12 protein-coding genes, 1 tRNA gene and 3 rRNA genes are annotated in these 19,286 nt (G+C 68.7%); 9 read left to right on the plus strand and 7 right to left on the minus strand.

The annotated features are described in order from the left end of the window. Positions 1–8 precede the first annotated feature (8 nt). The 4 genes from NOCJ54_RS0119345 to NOCJ54_RS0119360 all read left to right on the plus strand — a co-directional run bounded on the left by NOCJ54_RS0119345 (position 9) and on the right by NOCJ54_RS0119360 (position 5,430). A complete protein-coding gene (locus NOCJ54_RS0119345) occupies positions 9–725 on the plus strand; it encodes a response regulator transcription factor (RefSeq protein WP_028656810.1) in 717 nt (238 codons plus the stop codon). Then, positions 725–2,185 carry a sensor histidine kinase gene (locus NOCJ54_RS0119350; RefSeq protein WP_036518775.1) on the plus strand — a complete coding sequence of 487 codons (1,461 nt, stop codon included), beginning with the start codon at positions 725–727 and terminating at the stop codon, positions 2,183–2,185. The genes NOCJ54_RS0119345 and NOCJ54_RS0119350 overlap by 1 nt, the downstream gene beginning before the upstream one ends. Before the next feature lie 191 nt (positions 2,186–2,376). Beyond that, on the plus strand, positions 2,377–4,317 hold the full coding sequence (locus tag NOCJ54_RS0119355) for a hypothetical protein (RefSeq protein ID WP_028656812.1): 1,941 nt from the start codon (positions 2,377–2,379) through the stop codon (positions 4,315–4,317). A gap of 114 nt (positions 4,318–4,431) precedes the next feature. Next, a complete protein-coding gene (locus NOCJ54_RS0119360; protein WP_157514974.1) occupies positions 4,432–5,430 on the plus strand; it encodes a phosphotransferase in 999 nt (332 codons plus the stop codon). On the opposite strand, the gene NOCJ54_RS0119365 is transcribed toward NOCJ54_RS0119360, so the two are convergent. From NOCJ54_RS0119365 to NOCJ54_RS28585, 5 genes are all read right to left on the minus strand, one after another. Continuing rightward, positions 5,405–5,740 carry a YnfA family protein gene (locus NOCJ54_RS0119365; RefSeq protein ID WP_028656814.1) on the minus strand — a complete coding sequence of 112 codons (336 nt, stop codon included), beginning with the start codon at positions 5,738–5,740 and terminating at the stop codon, positions 5,405–5,407. The two genes, NOCJ54_RS0119360 and NOCJ54_RS0119365, sit on opposite strands and share 26 nt — an antisense overlap. Positions 5,741–5,795: 55 nt before the next feature. Continuing rightward, a tRNA-Ile gene (locus NOCJ54_RS0119370) sits at positions 5,796–5,869 on the minus strand. A gap of 37 nt (positions 5,870–5,906) precedes the next feature. After that, entirely contained in the window at positions 5,907–6,653 is a 747-nt protein-coding gene (locus tag NOCJ54_RS0119375) for a PIG-L deacetylase family protein (protein WP_028656815.1), read from the minus strand. Between the two features lie 38 nt (positions 6,654–6,691). Further along, complete coding sequence (locus NOCJ54_RS0119380) at positions 6,692–7,504, minus strand: DUF72 domain-containing protein (protein ID WP_028656816.1); 813 nt, start codon at positions 7,502–7,504, stop codon at positions 6,692–6,694. Between the two features lie 168 nt (positions 7,505–7,672). Next, complete coding sequence (locus NOCJ54_RS28585) at positions 7,673–8,347, minus strand: hypothetical protein (RefSeq protein ID WP_051486120.1); 675 nt, start codon at positions 8,345–8,347, stop codon at positions 7,673–7,675. A gap of 117 nt (positions 8,348–8,464) precedes the next feature. Between NOCJ54_RS28585 and NOCJ54_RS27035 the strand changes: the two genes are divergently transcribed. Continuing rightward, positions 8,465–9,550 (plus strand): DNA adenine methylase, encoded by a 1,086-nt coding sequence (locus NOCJ54_RS27035; RefSeq protein ID WP_051486122.1) that lies wholly within the window; start codon positions 8,465–8,467, stop codon positions 9,548–9,550. Here NOCJ54_RS27035 and NOCJ54_RS0119395 read toward each other — a convergent pair. Then, complete coding sequence (locus NOCJ54_RS0119395; protein WP_028656817.1) at positions 9,525–10,511, minus strand: hypothetical protein; 987 nt, start codon at positions 10,509–10,511, stop codon at positions 9,525–9,527. The genes NOCJ54_RS27035 and NOCJ54_RS0119395 overlap by 26 nt on opposite strands. A gap of 56 nt (positions 10,512–10,567) precedes the next feature. Then, entirely contained in the window at positions 10,568–11,953 is a 1,386-nt protein-coding gene (locus NOCJ54_RS28590) for a serine/threonine-protein kinase (RefSeq protein ID WP_084255478.1), read from the minus strand. 125 nt (positions 11,954–12,078) lie between these two features. On the opposite strand from NOCJ54_RS28590, the gene tyrS reads away from it, so the two are divergent. The 4 genes from tyrS (at position 12,079) to rrf (ending at position 19,278) form a co-directional block, all read left to right on the plus strand. Further along, complete coding sequence (tyrS, locus tag NOCJ54_RS0119405) at positions 12,079–13,350, plus strand: tyrosine--tRNA ligase (RefSeq protein WP_028656818.1); 1,272 nt, start codon at positions 12,079–12,081, stop codon at positions 13,348–13,350. A 562-nt stretch (positions 13,351–13,912) separates the two neighbouring features. Continuing rightward, a 16S ribosomal RNA gene (locus NOCJ54_RS0119410) occupies positions 13,913–15,432 on the plus strand. Positions 15,433–15,854: 422 nt separating this feature from the next. Then, positions 15,855–18,979 (plus strand): 23S ribosomal RNA (locus NOCJ54_RS0119415). Between the two features lie 182 nt (positions 18,980–19,161). Next, a 5S ribosomal RNA gene (gene rrf, locus NOCJ54_RS0119420) occupies positions 19,162–19,278 on the plus strand. The 16S, 23S and 5S rRNA genes sit together here, the layout of an rRNA operon. Positions 19,279–19,286 lie beyond the last annotated feature (8 nt).

Here is a 19,286-nt window from a genome sequence, read left to right on the forward strand (position 1 = left end):
CTGGTGGTGTGACCGAGCCAGCCACGCGTCCCGACGGGACACCGCTGCGTGCCGTCGTCGTGGACGACGAGGTGAACATCGCCGAGCTCGTCGCCATGGCGCTGCGGTACGACGGGTGGTCGGTCGAGGTCGCCCACACCGGTGCCGACGCGGTCGCCGCGGTCCGGCGACACGGCCCCGACGTCGTCGTGCTCGACCTGATGCTGCCCGACCTCGACGGCATGGAGGTGATGCGGAGGGTGCGCGCCGACGACCCCTCGGTGCCGGTGCTCTTCCTGACCGCGCGCGACGCGGTCGAGGACCGTGTCGCGGGGCTGACGGCCGGCGGTGACGACTACGTGACGAAGCCGTTCTCCCTCGAGGAGCTGGTCGCCCGGTTGCGGGCGCTGGTGCGCCGCGCCGGGTCGGCGCTCGAGCAGTCCCGGTCGGCGCTCGTCGTCGGCGACCTCGTCCTCGACGAGGACAGCCACGAGGTGACCCGCGGCGGCGAGCCGATCCACCTGACCCACACCGAGTTCGAGCTGTTGCGCTACCTCATGCGCAACCCGCGCCGTGTGCTGAGCAAGGCGCAGATCCTCGACCGCGTCTGGAGCTACGACTTCGGGGGCCGGGCCAACGTCGTCGAGCTCTACATCTCCTACCTGCGCAAGAAGGTCGACGCCGGGCGCGAGCCGATGATCCACACCCTGCGCGGCGCCGGCTACGTCTTGAAGCCGGCCGGCTGATGGTCCCGCGCTCGCTGGCATCACGGCTGGTGGTCACGGCGGTGGCCCTCGTCGCCGTGGTGTCCCTGCTCGTGGGTGCGGTCACCACCGTCGGCATGCGGGCCTGGCTGACCGACCGGCTCGACCGTGAGGTGCAGGCCGCCTTCCAGCGGCTGGCGCTGGTGCCGGCGGGCGTCACCCCGCCGGGGGCCGACGACGCCGGGACGCCGGGCCGGCAGGACGCCCCGCTCCGCCGCGGGCCCTGGGGCCGCGGCGGCTTCGGCCAGCAGGTCGGCATCCTGGCCGCCACCTTCTCCGCCGACGGCGACCGCGGCTACGTCCTGGCCGACAGCAGCGCCGGCCCGGTCGGGGTGCCCCTCGACGACGCCGCGCTCGCCGCCCTCGAGGGGGCGGGGCGCGGGGGAGCCGAGACCGTCGAGGTGCCGGGGCAGGGCACCTATCGCGTCGTGTCCGGGACCGCGACCGGCGGTGCGCAGCGGGTCGTCGGCCTGCCGACCGACGACGTCGACGCCGCGACGGCCTCGCTCGTGCGCTGGGAGCTGGCGCTCGCGCTGCTCGGCATCCTCGTCGCGGCGGCGGCCGGCTCCGCCGTAGTACGGCGCCAGCTGCGGCCGCTCACCGAGGTGGCCGCCACCGCCAACGCCGTCTCCGAGCTCCCGCTCCAGTCCGGCGAGGTCGGGGTGACCGAGCGGGTGCCGGAGCACCTCACCGATCCGCAGACCGAGGCCGGTCAGGTCGGGCTCGCCCTGAACCGGCTCCTCGCGCATGTCGAGACCTCGCTCTCCGCGCGCCACCGCAGCGAGCAGCAGGTGCGGCAGTTCGTCGCCGACGCCTCCCACGAGCTGCGCACCCCGCTGACCACGATCGCCGGCTACACCGAGCTCGCCCGGCGGCAGGGCGACCCGGGCACCGCGCAGCTCGCCCTCGTCAAGGTCGAGGAGGAGGCCGGCCGGATGACCGCCCTCGTCGAGGACCTGCTCCTGCTCGCCCGGCTCGACGCCGGACGACCGCTCGTCCAGGAGCGTGTCGACCTCAGCCGGCTGCTGGTGGAGGCGGTCGAGGACGCCCGGGTCGTGGCTCCCGACCACCACTGGCAGATCGAGCTGCCGGCCGACGGCCGGCAGCTCGAGGTGACGGGCGACGCCGGGCGGCTGCACCAGGTCGTGTCGAACCTCCTGGTCAACGCGCGCCGGCACACGCCGCCGGGGACCACGGTCCGGGTGGTCGCCCGTGCCCGGGGCTTCGACGTGCACGACGACGGCCCGGGCTTCCCCGCGGACCTCGTCGACAGCGCCTTCGAGAGGTTCACCCGTGGCGACGTGTCCCGCCACCGGTCCGACGGCGTGGGTCTCGGCCTGGCCCTGGTGCGGGCGATCGTCGCCGCGCACGGCGGCACGGTCTCGCTGTCCAGTGCCCCGGGGCGGACCGTCGTCGGGGTCCAGCTGCCGCCGCTGCGCTGAGCCCGACGCCGCGAGGCGGTGCGAGGGACCGAGGCTCAACGAGCCCCGAGACGGCGACGTCACGGACGTGACGGGTGTGCATTCCGATGGTTCCCGAGCACTTCTCAGGCAGGTGTGACGTGCACCACGCTGTGCCTGCCAGCCGGCACTCTCCAGCGGCCTCGGGGCCACGGCTCCCCAAGGAGAAGCGCATGACCCAGCACCGCCGGCGCCGTCGTGCGGCGCCCACCTCCCGGCACCTCCGGCGGCTCGGCGCCACCGTCCTGGCCACGACCGTCGTCGCGACCCTCGTCTCGGCCGGAGCCGGCCTCGGCCCGGCCAGTGCCGGGACCACCGTCTCGCCGGCCGAGCCGGGCGACCCGCCGGTCGTCCGGGGCGACTCCGTGACGATCGACGTCGACCGCGTGGCGATGCACTACGCCCGCACCGCGGCGACGCAGAACTTCGCCCCTGCTTCCGCGAGCACCGTCGCGCTCACCGGGTGCAGGGGCGACAACCCGAACGGCACCAACGCCTCCCCGCGGACCGAGGTCACCGTGACCGCGCCCGACGGCAGCACGCTCCTGAGCCGGGTGTCGCCGGTGCGGGACCTCGGGCTGCTCTCGTTCCTCACCAGCCCGCCGAACCAGCCGCTCGACCCCCAGCCCGGCCCGGCCAACGCCAACTACCGCGGCGACTTCTCCGGCAACGCGCACCACGGCATGAACGTCGACGTGTCGCTCGCCGGGAAGCCCGCGGGCGTCTACACGGTGACCACCACCGACCACAACACCGTCAAGACCGGCCTCGGCGCCTGCTCCTTCGCAACCCCCGAGACCCTCGGCACCGGCTTCGGCAAGAACGTGACGCCCGGACCCGTGGTGACGACCGAGACGTTCGAGTACCGGCCGTGGGCGGCGCAGTTCGTCGACGTCCTCGGCAAGGGTGCCGTGCGCGCCAACATCGAGCCCGCGGAGTACGAGGTCGCCGTCGGCAGCAAGACCTCGCCGGTGTACGACGGCGACCTGCCGCTCGCGGGCACCGGCCGCAACCAGCAGTTCTACGGGCTGCAGGGGGCCTTCGCGCTGCCCAACAACCCGCAGGCCTGCCTCGACGACCTGACCGCCTGCCTGCCGTCGAGGGCCTACCCGTGCCAGCCGTCCTTCGGCTGCACGCCGCGGCTGATGATCATCGACCGCCCGGCCACCGCGGCCGACCCCAACGGCCTGGTCGGCGTCTTCGACCTCGACACCAGGGCGTTCGTCGCCCACGCCACCGTGGACGGCACGACCCGCACCCTGCTGTCGCTCGGGACCACCAACGACGGCTACTACCGCGACCTGCTGCAGAAGCTCGCTGCCGGCGCCGCGGCCCAGGGCGTCGACCTCGCCTCGATCCTCGCGACCCAGGTGCGGGTGGGCACCGGCGACCAGCAGGTGTCGCTGAGCCTGCTCAACGGCCTGCAGGTCGACCCGTCCACGAAGCCCGGTGGGGTGCAGATCGCCTCTGACGCCACCGTGCAGGCCGGCGTGGTGCTCGACATCTACAGCTCGCTGCGCCTGACCGGCGGGGCGTGCGCGACCAACAGCGCCAGCTCGGACTCCGCCCCCGACCGGTTCACGCCGAACGAGGACAACGGCTACACCGTCACGAGGTCCGACCTCCTGCCGGAGGTGCCGCGCGTCGGCCCGCTCGGCGCGGTCGTCGGCGGCCCGCTCTACCACGTCACCGGTCGCTTCCGGTCGGATGCGCTGGTCAACACGGCCACCGCTGTGCTCGGGGTCGACACCGCGGTGGACGAGCCCAACGGCTACCCGGTGTGGGTGAACCCGTTCCTCAGCGGGGTGAGCACCGTCGAGCCCCGGACGATGGACTTCCTCGGCACCGGCACCTGGTCGGCGAGCGAGACGCCGGTCGGGGCCGGCTGCCTCGTGGTCGACTTCCTGCTGGGCACCGGCGTCGCCGTCTACAACAACCCGCTGCCCGTCGGCCTCGGCACCGTCTTCGACCCGCTGGCGACCCCGTCGCCGGCGGCCGAGCGGCTCACCGACGCGATCGACCAGGCGGTGGACGACGTGGTCGGCCAGCTGTCCACCAACCCGGTGGTCAGCTCGCTGCTCACCCAGGTGACGGCGCTGCTGCCGCTGTCCTGACCTGAGAGAGGTCACCGGCGCCGGGCCGGGTGGGGAGCTCCCCACCCGGCCCGGCGTCGTCCTGCCGTGGAAACCCGCTGGCGCAGGGTGACCCCGGTGGGTCACGCTGCGCAGGTGGGCACGTGGACCAGCGCGGTGTGGGGGGACGAGGAGTTCCTCGCCGGCCTCCGCACGTTCGTGGCCCACGCCGTCGACGGGCCGGCGACGATCGAGGTCGTCGCCCGGCAGCCGTGGTCGGCCGTGTGGCGGGTGCGCGTAGGGTCCCGGACGTCGTACCTGAAGACGAACTGCCCCGGCCAGGCCTTCGAGGCCCGCCTGGTCCGCGACCTCGCGCGGGTCGCCCCCGACCAGCTGGTGCCGGTCATCGCGGCCGACCCCGAGCGCGACCTGCTCCTCACCGAGGACCTCGGTCCGACCCTCGAGCAGCTCGGCCGTGCCACCGACGTGGACGCCTGGTGCCGCGTCGTCGCCGAGTCCGCGGCCCTCCAGCGCCGGGTCGCGACCACCGGCGTCGACCTCGGCCTCACCGTCATGGAGCCCTGCGACGCGTCGACGTACGTCGCCGACGCCGTCGGTCGCCTCGCCGCCCTCGCCCCGGGGGACCCGCGCCGCCTCGACCCCGACGTCGCCCACCGGCTCGAGGCGCTGCTGCCGACGGTCGAGCGGTGGTCGGACCGGGTCGACGACCTCGACCTGCCGCTGACCCTGGTGCACAACGACCTTCATGCCGCCAACGTCGTCCCCCTCGCCGGGACGTTGCGCTTCTTCGACTTCGGTGACGCCGTGGCGGGGGAGCCCCTCGCCAACCTGCTCATCCCGCTGCACATCGCCAGCCGCGAGCTCGGCGCCGGGCGCGACGACCCGCGGCTGTGGCGCATCGCCGACGCCGGGCTGGAGGTCTGGAACGACCTCGTCCCGATGGCCGACCTGCGCGAGGCCCTGCCCGCCTCGCTGCAGCTCGCCCGGCTCGCCCGCGTGGAGTCCTGGCGCCGCTGCGTCGCGACGATGACGCCGGAGGAGCAGGCCCAGTGGGGGTATGTCCCGGCGCGCTGGCTCGGCATGCTGCTCGAGCCGCCGCCCGTCGAGGTCAGGCCGAGCGCGGCGCGTACATGATCACGGCGACACCGGCCAGGCACACCAGCGCACCGACCACGTCGTAGCGGTCCGGGCGGAAGCCGTCCGCGACCATGCCCCACGCCAGCGACCCCGCGATGAAGACGCCGCCGTACGCCGCGAGGATGCGCCCGAAGTGCGCGTCCGGCTGCAGCGTCGCGACGAACCCGTAGAGCCCGAGCGCGATCACCCCCGCCCCGACCCACAACCACCCGCGGTGCTCCCGCACGCCCTGCCACACCAGCCAGGCGCCGCCGATCTCCGCGACGGCGGCAGCCACGAACAGGGCGACGGAGCGCAGCGTGTCCATGGCGCCATGCTGGCAGAGCCGGCACCGGCCGTCGTGACCAGCACCGAGCGCGTCGTAGGGCGGGTGGGGCTCGAACCCACGACCCAAGGATTATGAGTCCTCTGCTCTGACCGACTGAGCTACCGCCCCGGGTGCCTCGGACCCTATCGAGTGCGTCCGGGCGGCGTCAGTCGCCCCAGCCCATCGGGAACACCTCGAACGCGGCGGCGAAGGTGGTGCCGAGCCGTGAGCCGGTGGGGCGGGCGAAGCCCTCGAGGAACTCGCGGGGGTCCCAGTTCTCCCAGCCGAGGCCCTCGATGTAGGCCGAGTGCTCCTCCAGCGAGGCGACGCCGGCGTCGAAGGTGTCCGTCGTGTCGACCGCGTGGGTCGCCTCGGGGGAGCCGAACGCCCACACCTCGCGCACGCCGCCCCACGGCTCGACGCCGTCGGTGAGCTGCTCGGGGAAGACCCAGCGGTTGCCGGCGTCGCGGACGGCGTCGACCACGCCCCGGCCGACGGCGATGTGGTCGGCCTGGTTGAGCGAGCGGCCGCCCCAGGTGTCGCGGAAGTTGCCGGTAATGACGACGTCGGGCCGGTGCTTGCGTACGACGGCGGCGAGCTCGCGGCGCAGCGGCACGCCGTACTCCAGGATCCCGTCGGGCAGGCCGAGGAACTCGACGACGTCGACGCCGACGACCTGTGCGGAGCGGACCTCCTCGGCCTCGCGGACGGCGCGGCACTCGTCCGGGTGCATGCCGTCGATCCCGGCCTCGCCGCTGGTGACCATGCAGTAGACGACCGTCTTGCCCTGGCCGGTCCAGCGGGCGACTGCCGCGGCCGCGCCGAACTCCATGTCGTCGGGGTGGGCCACGATGCACAGTGCCCGCTGCCAGTCCTCGTCGAGCGGCTGCAGGGGAGCGGGAGCGTCGACCATGTCCCGAGCATGGCAGCCTCGCCGCGGCTGCGCCACGGTCAGCGCAGGCGCTCCAGCAGCGCCTCGGCGTCGTGCGGCGCGTGGCCGGCGGCGTCGTTGTCGAAGTAGACGAAGACGTCCGCCTCCTCGGCCCACCGCCGGCACCGCGCGGCCCACGCGTCCAGCGAGCGTGCGGCGTAGCGGCTGCGGTAGAGCTCGGTGTGCCCGTGCAACCGGACGTGCACCACGCCGCTGGTGACCGCCTCCGCGCGCGGCCAGCGGCCGTCGGAGTCCGCGACGACGCAGCCGACGTCGTGCTCGCGCAACTGCTCCAGCGCGGCGTCCTCGCAGAACGACCGGTGGCGGAACTCCAGCACGTGCGCGACCGGCTGGTCGACCTCGCAGGTAGTGAGGGCCCGGTCGCCGGAGAGCCGGTCGTCGTGGCGGGACGCGAGCTCGGCCGCCGCGGAGGTGGTCCGCGGCAGCAGCTCGTAGAAGTCGCGCACCAGCCCGGCGTCGTACGACAGCGACTCGGGGAGCTGCCACAGCACCGGCCCCAGCTTGTGGCCCAGGGCCAGCACGCCGGAGGCGAAGAAGTTCGCGAGCGGCGCCTCGACGTCGCGCAGCCGCTTGAGGTGGGTGATGAACCGCCCGCCCTTGACGGCCAGCACGAAGTCGTCGGGGGTCGCGTCCCGCCAGGAGCGGTACGACGACGGCCGCTGCAGCGAGTAGAAGGAGCCGTTGACCTCGACCGAGGTCAACCGGCGGGACAGGTGCCCCAGCTCGTCGGCCCGGCGCAGCCCCTCGGGGTAGAAGTCGCCGCGCCAGCTGGCGTACGACCAGCCGGACGTGCCCACCCGGATCCCGCCCACGACCTGGCCGTACCCGACCGGGCCCGGGGACAGACCCGGCCAGCCCCGGCCAGGCCCGGCGGCCCCGGACAGACACCACCCCCGGCCGGGCTCACGTGGGCCGACCGGGGGTGGTGTTCGTGGTGCTGGTGCCCGGCTCCGGGTGTCAGGAGCGGGTCACCGGTGAGGTCACTTCCAGACGACCGGCTTGCCGTCGAACTGGTCGTACTCGTCGGTGCCACCGGAGAACTGGACGCCGTCGACGACCGAGCCCTTGGTGGTCAGCGCCGGGACGCAGGTGGTGGCGGTGTCGCCGACCTTCGAGTCGTACTCGAACGCGTCGTCGTTGCACGGCTCGAAGTCGCCGAAGACGATGAGGCTGCCGGCCTTGGAGCTGCCGGTGAGGCCGTCGAAGTCGCTCCCCGGGCCGTAGGAGCCGAAGTCGTCGTTCGCGTCGAGGATCTTCATCTCCATCTGGATGTAAAACGGCGTGTAGTCGGCGGCGTTCTTCACCTTCGCAGCCTCGAGGTCGGCGCTGGTGCCTTCCTCGATGCCGGTCACGGTCACCTCGAGGGTGGCCTGGCCGTTGGTGCCGTAGGTGACGGGGAGGATCGCGGTGTCGCCGATCGAGAGCTCGGTGCCGGGGGCGGTGACGTCACCGGACAGCGGGGCGTCACCGGAGTCGGTGCCCTCGGTCTCCTCCGTCTCCTCGGTCTCCGTCTCGAGCTCGGTCTCCGGCTCGCTGGGCGTCTCCGACGTCGTCTCCGGGGTCGGGTCGCTGGCGGACGGGCTCTCGTCGTCCCCGCAGGCGCTGAGCGAGAGAACCGCGAGCAGCGCAGCGGGCAGGGCGAGCTTGACGTTCATGGGGGTTCCTTCCCGGAGGGTCTTGGTGAGGGCTCCCTTCCCCCGTTCCCGGGTTCCCACACCTGCGGACCGTCGCGCCTGCTGAGACGTGGGCCACATCGCACATAGGCTCCCGGCGTGATCAAGTACCTCGGCTCCAAGCGCACCCTGGTGCCGGTGCTGGGGGAGATCGCCGCCGCGACGGGTGCGCGGACCGCGGTCGACCTGTTCACCGGCACCACCCGGGTGGCGCAGGAGTTCAAGCGGCGCGGGCTGTTCGTCACCGCGGCCGACCTGGCGTCGTACTCCACCGTGCTGAGCGACTGCTACGTCGCCACGGACGCCGGGACGGTGGACGAGGCCGCCCTCGCCGCCGAGCTCGACCGGCTCGGCGCGCTACCGGGCCACCGCGGCTACTTCACCGAGACCTTCTGCGAGCGCGCCCGCTTCTTCCAGCCCCGCAACGGCGAGCGGGTGGACGCCATCCGCGACGCGATCGAGCGCGACCACCCGCCCGGGGCGCCGCTACGACCGATCCTGCTGACCAGCCTGATGCTCGCGGCCGACCGCGTCGACTCCACGACCGGCGTCCAGATGGCCTACCTCAAGCAGTGGGCACCGCGGGCGCTGGGCGAGCTCGACGTGCGCCGCCCCGAGCTGCTGGCCGGTCCGGGCGCCACCATCGGCGGCGACGTGCTCGACACCGTCGACGTGTTGCCGGTCGTCGACCTCGCCTACGTCGACCCGCCCTACAACCAGCACCGGTACTTCGCGAACTACCACATCTGGGAGACCCTCGTCCGCTGGGACGCCCCCGAGCACTACGGCGTCGCGTGCAAGCGCGTGGACGCTCGTGAGCGGCGCAGCGTCTTCAACAGCCGCCGGACGATGCCCGCCGCGCTCGGTGACGTGCTGGCCCGGGTGCGCGCCGACGTCGTGGTGGTCTCCTACAACGACGAGTCGTGGATCGAGCCCGCGCAGATGACCACGATGCTGCGCGACGCCGGGCACCGCGAGGTCGCCGTCCTCGCCTTCGAGCGCAAGCGGTACGTCGGGGCGCAGATCGGCATCCACGGCCCGACCGGCCAGCGGGTCGGTGAGGTCCGCCGGCTGCGCAACGTCGAGTACCTCTTCGTCGCCGGTGACCCGGATCCGGTCGAGGCGGCCACGGCCGCCGCCACCGGCCACGGCTCGGCGGTCAGCGTGCCGTCGCCCCCGCGATGAGCAGCCGCCCACCGCGCTCGACCAGGCGCAGCGTGATGTCCTCGGTGCGGGCGGACCCTCCGGGCAGCTCGTAGCGGTAGGTGTAGCCGACCGTCATCGCGAACGGGTCCGGGTTGATCGCGAGGATCTGCGGGTTGGTGATCGCGGTCCACACCTCGCGGTAGCGCGGGCTCTGCCGCTGGTAGGACCGGGTGAGCATCTCGAAGCCCCGGTCCGGGTCGCGGCTGGCCAGGTCGACGTAGTCGCGGGCGAACGCCTCGAGCTCCTCGGCGGTGACGGGCTCCTCGGTGGGTCCCGCGTCCGGTGGCGGGCTCGTGGTTTCCTCGTCGCGGGCGTCAGCGCTGCGGGAGGGCGTCGCCGCCGGTCGTCGCGGCTCGTCGCCGCCCGACCCGACGACGAGCAGCAGCGCCCCGACCAGCGCGAGGGCCGCGACGACCACGCCGGCGACCAGGAGGGGGCCACCGCGGGCTCGGCCCTCGGGCGCAGCGGCCGCCGGGGGCGCGACCCGGGCGCGCAGGTAGTCCGCCACGTCCCCCATGGACGGGCGCTCCCGTGGGTCGGCCGCCATCGCCAGCTCCGTGACCGGGGCCAGCCAGCCGGCGTCGCGGACGATGCCCGCGACCGTTGCACCGGTGCCCGGGGCCGCCCCGGTGGTCACGAAGCGCAGCACCGCGGCAAAGGCCCACACGTCGTCGGCAGCGGGGTGGGGCCGGAACCCCGCCGTCGGGTCCGGCGGCGTGTACGTCGGGTCCGGCACCACGTCGGCGCGGTCGGCCAGGTGGGCGCTGCCGTGCGCGTCCACGCGGACCGCGTCGGGGGAGAGCGCCCCGTGGGCCTGGCCGGCCCGGTGCAACCGGGCCAGGTCGTCGGCGACGGGCAGCAGGAGGCGCGCGGCGTCGTCCGGCCCGAGGACGCCGCGCGTGCGCACCCGGTCCGCCAACCGGGCGTCGTGCTCGCTCACCTCGCCGAGGCTACCCAAGGCGGGGCCGCTCGCCGGGACGTCTCGGCAAGGGTTCGCTACTCGGCGCCGGCGATCAGCAGGTCGCCGTCGTGCTCCTCGAGGAAGAGGGTCACCTCCTCCGTCCGGCTGCCCTGCCGCGGCAGCTGGTAGCGGTAGGTGTAGGTCACCGTCATCGCCGCCGGGTCCGCGGTGATAGCCAGGATCCGCGGGTTGCGCATCGGTCCCCAGAAGTCGGCGTAGTCCGGGCTCGCCTTGCGGTAGGCCGGCGTCAGCATCCTCAACCCGGCCGAGGGGTCGGTGTCGGCGGTGCGGACGTAGCTGCGGGCGAACTCCTCCATCTGCTCCGCCGTCGGGGCGGGCTGCTCGGTCGGCCCGCTGCTCTCGGACTGGGCCACCCCCTCGGGCGTGGTCGTCGTCGCGGCCGCCGGCGGGTCGCCGTCACCGCCGCCCTGGAGGGCCAGCACCGCGACGGCGGCGACCGCGGCGGCGGAGCCGGCCGCGATGGTGGTGGCGACGCGACCGCGGTGCCGGTGCTGCTCGGGCGACCGGTTCGGGGCGTAGCCCGGGGGCGGGTACGCAGGAGGCGGCGGGGGTGGTGGTGGCACCGGCGGCAGGGCCATGGTCTGCTCAGCAGCGGCCCGGCCGGTGCGCTCCAGCCGGTCCCGGACGTCGCGCATCGACGGCCGGGCCTCCGGGTCGTGCTGCATGGTGTCGGCGATGAGGGGGGCGAGCCAGTCCGCCTCGGGGACGGCCGGCGGGTCCTCGGTGACGATGCGGTGCACGACGGCGAACGGGCCGTTGTCCATCCCGTCGCGGTGGTACGGCGGTCGTCCGGTCAGCAGGTGCACGAGCGTCGCGCCGAGCGCCCACACGTCGCTGGCCGGGGTCGCCTGCCCACCGCGGGCGACCTCCGGCGCGAGGTAGGCGGGGGAGCCGGTGACCATGCCGGTGGCCGTCATCGTCGCGTCGTCGGCGCCGCGCGCGATGCCGAAGTCGGAGAGCTTCGCGCCACCGTCGCCCGGCGAGAGGATGTTGGACGGCTTCACGTCGCGGTGCACGATCCCGAGCTCGTGGGCGTGCGCGAGCGCGTCCGCCACGGGGGCGACCAGCCGCGCAGCCTCGTCCGGGCTGAGGGGCCCGGCCTCGCGGACCACCGTCGAGAGCGGCGGGCCGTCGACGTACTCCATGACGAGCCAGGCACCCTCCTCGTCGATCGCGAGGTCGTAGACCGCGACGACGTTGGGGTGGCCGAGCTGCGCCGCGAGGCGCGCTTCCCGCTCGACCTGGGCAGTGTGGCCGTCGTACCCGGGACCGGGGCCGGTGCGCTTGACCGCCACCGGGCGGTCGAGCAGCTCGTCGTGGGCCAGCCAGACCGCGCCGCTGGCACCGTGCCCGACGGCTCGCCGCAGCGCATACCGGTCTGCCACCCGTCGCGTGCTCATGGTCCTTGCACGGTACCCGCGCCCACGCCCGTGAACCCATTGGAGAGGTCCTCGGCGGATGCGGCACCCTTAGATGGTCAAGCTGGACGCCTGCGTCCACGGCCCTCAACGGAAAGAAGTACGACGTGTCCGTCGACCCGACCCTCCTCGACGACCTCGAGTGGCGCGGCCTGCTGGCCGAGTCCACCGATCGTGACGCGCTGCGCGCAGCGCTGGCGGAGGGCAGCGTCCGGTTCTATGTCGGCTTCGACCCGACGGCGCCCAGCCTGCACATGGGGCATCTCGTCCAGATCCTCACCGCACGCCGCCTGCAGCTCGCCGGCCACCAGCCGCACGCCCTGGTCGGCGGCGCCACCGGCATGATCGGCGATCCGCGTGACAGTGGGGAGCGCACGCTCAACTCGCTGGAGACGGTGCAGGACTGGACAGCGAAGGTGCGGGCCCAGATCGAGCCCTTCCTGTCCTTCGAGGGCGACAACGCCGCCCGGATGGTCAACAACTTCGACTGGACCAGCGGCCTGTCGACCATCGACTTCCTGCGTGACATCGGCAAGCACTTCCCGGTCAACCGGATGCTGGCGCGCGACACCGTGCGGCGCCGCCTCGAGTCGGGCATCAGCTACACGGAGTTCTCCTACGTGCTGCTGCAGTCCTTCGACTTCCTGACCCTCTTCCGCGACCACGGGGTCACGCTCCAGTTCGGCGGCTCCGACCAGTGGGGCAACCTGACCGCCGGCGTCGAGCTGATCCGGCGCGCCGAGGGTGGGCACGCCCACGCCTTCGCGACGCCGCTGCTGACGAAGTCCGACGGCACCAAGTACGGCAAGACCGAGGGCGGCGCCCTGTGGCTCGACCCGGAGCTCATGGCGCCGTACGCCTTCCACCAGTTCTGGCTCAACGTCGAGGACGAGAAGGCGGGCGAGCTGCTGCGCGTCTTCACGTTCCTCTCCCGCGAGGAGATCGCGGACCTGGAGGCGCGGCACGCGGAGAAGCCCTTCCTGCGCGAGGCGCAGAAGGTGCTGGCCGACGAGGTGACCACGTTGGTGCACGGCGCGGAGGAGACGGAGAATGCCAAGGCGGCCGCGCAGGCCCTGTTCGGCACCGGCGACATCACCAGCCTCTCCGCCGCGACCCTCGAGGCCGCCCTCGCCGAGGCCGGCTCCGTCGACCTCGACGCGGGCGCCGGGATCCCCGACGTGGTCGAGCTGCTGACCCTCACCGGCCTCGCCAAGTCCAAGGGGGAGGCGCGGCGCACCGTCGCCGAGGGCGGCGCCTACGTCAACAACGTGCGCGTCGACGACCCCGAGCACGTGCCCGCGGCGAGCGACCTCATCGACTCGTCGTGGCTGGTGCTGCGCCGCGGCAAGAAGCGGTTCGCAGGCGTGCGCGTGCGCTGACAGCCGCAACGAACACCCCGCCAGGGAGGCCCGTCCACGGGCCTCCCTGGCCTGCTTTTCAGGCGTGGAGCCGGGGCTTCCCAGGCGCCCGGCAGCGGCTCTGGAGGGGCGCCCGGAGAGCCCTCTGGAGGCGTGTGGCCCGGGTCACGTCGTTTCGATTTGTGCTTCTGCGGGGGAGTGCGTAATGTTCTCTTCGTCGCCGAGAGCGGCGGGAAGCAAGACGGCGGTCAGCCGGAGGGCTTCCGGCTCCGCGACCACCAGCCCCGAGAACCAGCTCGGAGCCCCGGTCAGAAAAGCAAGCCTTGCGGGTTTGGTACAGACCAGGACGAAGGACTAACCTTCGGGGCGCACATCAGCACGAGGAAGAACCGGCAACGGGAAACCTCGCAGCGTGTGATGTTTGAGAACTCAACAGTGTGTCATGCATAGATTCGATTGTGACGTTTGTGTATGCATTGGCGGATCGGCTGGCTCTTCGGGGTTGGTTGTTCTGTGGATGTGACTTGTCAATGAATGATTCTGTGACTTTATTGTCAGCAGTTTCTTTGTTGGGATTGATTTTCTTATGGAGAGTTTGATCCTGGCTCAGGACGAACGCTGGCGGCGTGCTTAACACATGCAAGTCGAGCGGAAAGGCTCCTTCGGGGGTACTCGAGCGGCGAACGGGTGAGTAACACGTGAGTAATCTGCCCTGGACTCTGGGATAGCCACCGGAAACGGTGATTAATACCGGATATGACCACTTCATGCATGTGATGGTGGTGGAAAGTTTTTTCGGTCCAGGATGTGCTCGCGGCCTATCAGCTTGTTGGTGAGGTAATGGCTCACCAAGGCTTTGACGGGTAGCCGGCCTGAGAGGGTGACCGGCCACACTGGGACTGAGACACGGCCCAGACTCCTACGGGAGGCAGCAGTGGGGAATATTGGACAATGGGCGGAAGCCTGATCCAGCAACGCCGCGTGAGGGATGACGGCCTTCGGGTTGTAAACCTCTTTCAACCTCGACGAAGCGCAAGTGACGGTAGGGGTAGAAGAAGGACCGGCCAACTACGTGCCAGCAGCCGCGGTAATACGTAGGGTCCGAGCGTTGTCCGGAATTATTGGGCGTAAAGGGCTCGTAGGCGGTTTGTCGCGTCGGGAGTGAAAACAGCCAGCTTAACTGGTTGCTTGCTTCCGATACGGGCAGACTAGAGGTATGCAGGGGAGAATGGAATTCCTGGTGTAGCGGTGAAATGCGCAGATATCAGGAGGAACACCGGTGGCGAAGGCGGTTCTCTGGGCATTACCTGACGCTGAGGAGCGAAAGTGTGGGGAGCGAACAGGATTAGATACCCTGGTAGTCCACACCGTAAACGTTGGGCGCTAGGTGTGGGGTCCTTTCCACGGATTCCGTGCCGTAGCTAACGCATTAAGCGCCCCGCCTGGGGAGTACGGCCGCAAGGCTAAAACTCAAAGGAATTGACGGGGGCCCGCACAAGCGGCGGAGCATGCGGATTAATTCGATGCAACGCGAAGAACCTTACCTGGGTTTGACATACACCGGAAGCCCCCAGAGATGGGGGTCTCTTTGATACTGGTGTACAGGTGGTGCATGGCTGTCGTCAGCTCGTGTCGTGAGATGTTGGGTTAAGTCCCGCAACGAGCGCAACCCTCGTTCCATGTTGCCAGCGGGTAATGCCGGGGACTCATGGGAGACTGCCGGGGTCAACTCGGAGGAAGGTGGGGATGACGTCAAGTCATCATGCCCCTTATGTCCAGGGCTTCACGCATGCTACAATGGCCGGTACAAAGGGCTGCGATCCCGTGAGGGGGAGCGAATCCCAAAAAGCCGGTCTCAGTTCGGATTGGGGTCTGCAACTCGACCCCATGAAGTCGGAGTCGCTAGTAATCGCAGATCAGCAACGCTGCGGTGAATACGTTCCCGGGCCTTGTACACACCGCCCGTCACGTCACGAAAGTCGGCAACACCCGAAGCCGGTGGCCTAACCCTTGTGGGGGGAGCCGTCGAAGGTGGGGCTGGCGATTGGGACGAAGTCGTAACAAGGTAGCCGTACCGGAAGGTGCGGCTGGATCACCTCCTTTCTAAGGAGCACACCCTTACCAGCTGCTGAGTGGTGGTTGGACATCATGGGTGTCTGCTAGTGGAACGCAATCGTATTGCTGGGCGACAATGTTCGTCCTGGACGTGTGACACGCTGTTGGGTGTCTGAGGCATCAGACGCCGCATCCACACAAACAAGCTTTCTGGCCCGTGAGGGTTTGCTTGGGGTGTTGGTGCTGGTTGGCTTCTGGTTGTTTGACTTCTTGATAGTGGACGCGAGCATCCACCCGCGTAGCTCACGGTTGTGAGTGGCGTTGGGTGTGTGTTGTTTCGTTTGAATTGATTGTTTTGTGTGTTCTCTTGAATGGTTTGTTCCACTCGAGTCCACCAAACGACAGGCATGGCCAGGCTTCTTCTTTCGGAGGAGCTTGGGTGGTGTTTGTGTGTGTTGGTGGTTTGTTGTGGGCAAGTTGTTAAGGGCACATGGTGGATGCCTTGGCATCGAGAGCCGATGAAGGACGTGGGAGCCTGCGATATGCCCTGGGGAGTTGGCAACCGAGCGTTGATCCGGGGATGTCCGAATGGGGAAACCCAGCACGAGTCATGTCGTGTTACCTGCACCTGAATGAAATAGGGTGTGTGGAGGGAACGCGGGGAAGTGAAACATCTCAGTACCCGCAGGAAGAGAAAACAAAAGTGATTCCGAGAGTAGTGGCGAGCGAAATCGGATGAGGCTAAACCCAGGTCGTGTGATAGCCGGCAGGCGTTGCGGTCTGGGGGTTGTGGGAGTGTTGTTGCTGTCTCTGCCGGGGTGGCGCACAGTTAGAAACCTCAGACGAGGTCGAAGTCCGTTGGAAAGCGGTGCCGTAGCGGGTGATAGCCCCGTAGACGACAGTGTGAGGCTGTGTTCAGCATTTCCCAAGTAACACGCCACTCCTGGAATGGTGTGTGAATCTGGCGGGACCACCCGTTAAGCCTAAATACTCCTCGATGACCGATAGCGGACCAGTACCGTGAGGGAAAGGTGAAAAGTACCCCTGGCGGGGAGTGAAATAGTACCTGAAACCATGTGCCTACAATCCGTCAAAGCCTGTGACAGGGTGATGGCGTGCCTTTTGAAGAATGAGCCTGCGAGTTAGCGATACGTGGCGAGGTTAACCCGTGTGGGGAAGCCGTAGCGAAAGCGAGTCCGAACAGGGCGTTTGAGTCGCGTGTTCTAGACCCGAAGCGGAGTGATCTATCCATGGGCAGGTTGAAGCGCCGGTAAGACGGCGTGGAGGACCGAACCCACTTCAGTTGAAAATGGAGGGGATGACCTGTGGATAGGGGTGAAAGGCCAATCAAACTCCGTGATAGCTGGTTCTCCCCGAAATGCATTTAGGTGCAGCGTTGCGTGTTTCTTGCCGGAGGTAGAGCACTGGATAGCCGATGGGCCCGACCAGGTTACTGACGTTAGCCAAACTCCGAATGCCGGTAAGTGAGAGCGTGGCAGTGAGACTGCGGGGGATAAGCTTCGTAGTCGAGAGGGAAACAGCCCAGACCATCGGCTAAGGCCCCTAAGAGGCGGCTAAGTGGAAAAGGATGTGGAGTCGCAGTGACAACCAGGAGGTTGGCTTGGAAGCAGCCACCCTTGAAAGAGTGCGTAATAGCTCACTGGTCAAGTGATTCCGCGCCGACAATGTAGCGGGGCTCAAGCCGTCCGCCGAAGCCATGGCAATCGCACATCAACCCCAGCCATCACTTGATGGTGGTTCAGGGGTGCGGTTGGGTAGGGGAGCGTCGTGTCACGGGTGAAGGTCCGGAGTGATCCAGGGCTGGACGTGACACGAGTGAGAATGCAGGCATGAGTAGCGAATGAAGAGTGAGAAACTCTTCCGCCGATTGATCAAGGGTTCCAGGGTCAAGCTAATCTGCCCTGGGTAAGTCGGGACCTAAGGCGAGGCCGACAGGCGTAGTCGATGGACAACGGGTTGATATTCCCGTACCGGCGAAGTGGCGCCCATGCTGAACCCGGTGATGCTAACCACCCGAAGCACCTCGTATCGATCCCTTCGGGGTGAGAGCTTGGTGTGGAGCGTGGGATCCGACCCGGTAGTAGGCAAGCGATGGGGTGACGCAGGAAGGTAGCCCAACCGCCGCGATGGTAGACGGCGGGTAAGCATGTAGGACGTGGACCAGGCAAATCCGGTTCGCAGCCCTTTGGTGGGTGAGTCTGAGATGTGATGCCGACCCCGTAGGGGGGAAGTGGGTGATCCTATGCTGCCGAGAAAAACCTCTAGCGAGCCACGAGCCGCCCGTACCCGAAACCGACTCAGGTGATCAGGTAGAGAATACCGAGGCGATCGAGACAACCATGGTTAAGGAACTCGGCAAAATGCCCCCGTAACTTCGGGAGAAGGGGGGCCCGGAACGTGACCCCACTTGCTGGGTGAGCGGGAAGGGCCGCAGAGACCAGGGGAAAGCGACTGTTTACTAAAAACACAGGTCCGTGCGAAGTTGCAAGACGATGTATACGGACTGACTCCTGCCCGGTGCTGGAAGGTTAAGAGGACGGGTTAGACGCAAGTCGAAGCTCAGAATTTAAGCCCCAGTAAACGGCGGTGGTAACTATAACCATCCTAAGGTAGCGAAATTCCTTGTCGGGTAAGTTCCGACCTGCACGAATGGAGTAACGACTTTCCTACTGTCTCAACCATGGACTCGGCGAAATTGCACTACGAGTAAAGATGCTCGTTACGCGCGGCAGGACGGAAAGACCCCGGGACCTTTACTATAGTTTGGCATTGGTGTTTGGTTCGGCTTGTGTAGGATAGGTGGGAGACTGTGAAACCTCGACGCCAGTTGGGGTGGAGTCATCGTTGAAATACCACTCTGGTCGTACTAGATGTCTAACCTAGGGCCATGATCTGGTTCAGGGACAGTGCCTGATGGGTAGTTTAACTGGGGCGGTTGCCTCCCAAAATGTAACGGAGGCGCTCAAAGGTTCCCTCAGCCTGGTTGGCAATCAGGTTTCGAGTGTAAGTGCACAAGGGAGCTTGACTGTGAGACAGACATGTCGAGCAGGGACGAAAGTCGGAACTAGTGATCCGGCGACTCCGAGTGGAAGGGTCGTCGCTCAACGGATAAAAGGTACCCCGGGGATAACAGGCTGATCTTCCCCAAGAGTCCATATCGACGGGATGGTTTGGCACCTCGATGTCGGCTCGTCGCATCCTGGGGCTGGAGTAGGTCCCAAGGGTTGGGCTGTTCGCCCATTAAAGCGGCACGCGAGCTGGGTTTAGAACGTCGTGAGACAGTTCGGTCCCTATCCGCCGCGCGCGTAGGAAACTTGAGAAAGGCTGTCCCTAGTACGAGAGGACCGGGATGGACGAACCTCTGGTGTGCCAGTTGTACCGCCAGGTGCAGGGCTGGTTGGCTACGTTCGGAAGTGATAACCGCTGAACGCATCTAAGCGGGAAGCACGTTTCAAGATGAGGTTTCCCACCCCTTGTGGGTTAAGGCCCCCAGCAGAACACTGGGTTGATAGGCCGGAGGTGTACAGCAGCAATGCCCAGCCGACCGGTACTAATAGGCCGAAGACTTGCCACAACAAACCCCCAACACACACCAACAACACGTGCCTGACACGTGGATTCCAAACAGGGGCAACACACCGCACGCGTCCACTAACAAGATCCAACCCCCACCAGGGACGGACCACCCACCACCAGCCCGAGCAATCGGAACCTGGGCGGCACCGGTCCGACGGCCCGAACAGGGGTTCATAGAGTTACGGCGGCCATAGCGGCAGGGAAACACCCGGTCCCATCCCGAACCCGGAAGTTAAGCCTGCCAGCGCCGATGGTACTGCAACCGAGAGGATGTGGGAGAGTAGGACGCCGCCGGACAAACATTC

It is taken from the genome of Nocardioides sp. J54 (genome assembly GCF_000519005.1).
GTDB lineage: Bacteria > Actinomycetota > Actinomycetes > Propionibacteriales > Nocardioidaceae > Nocardioides.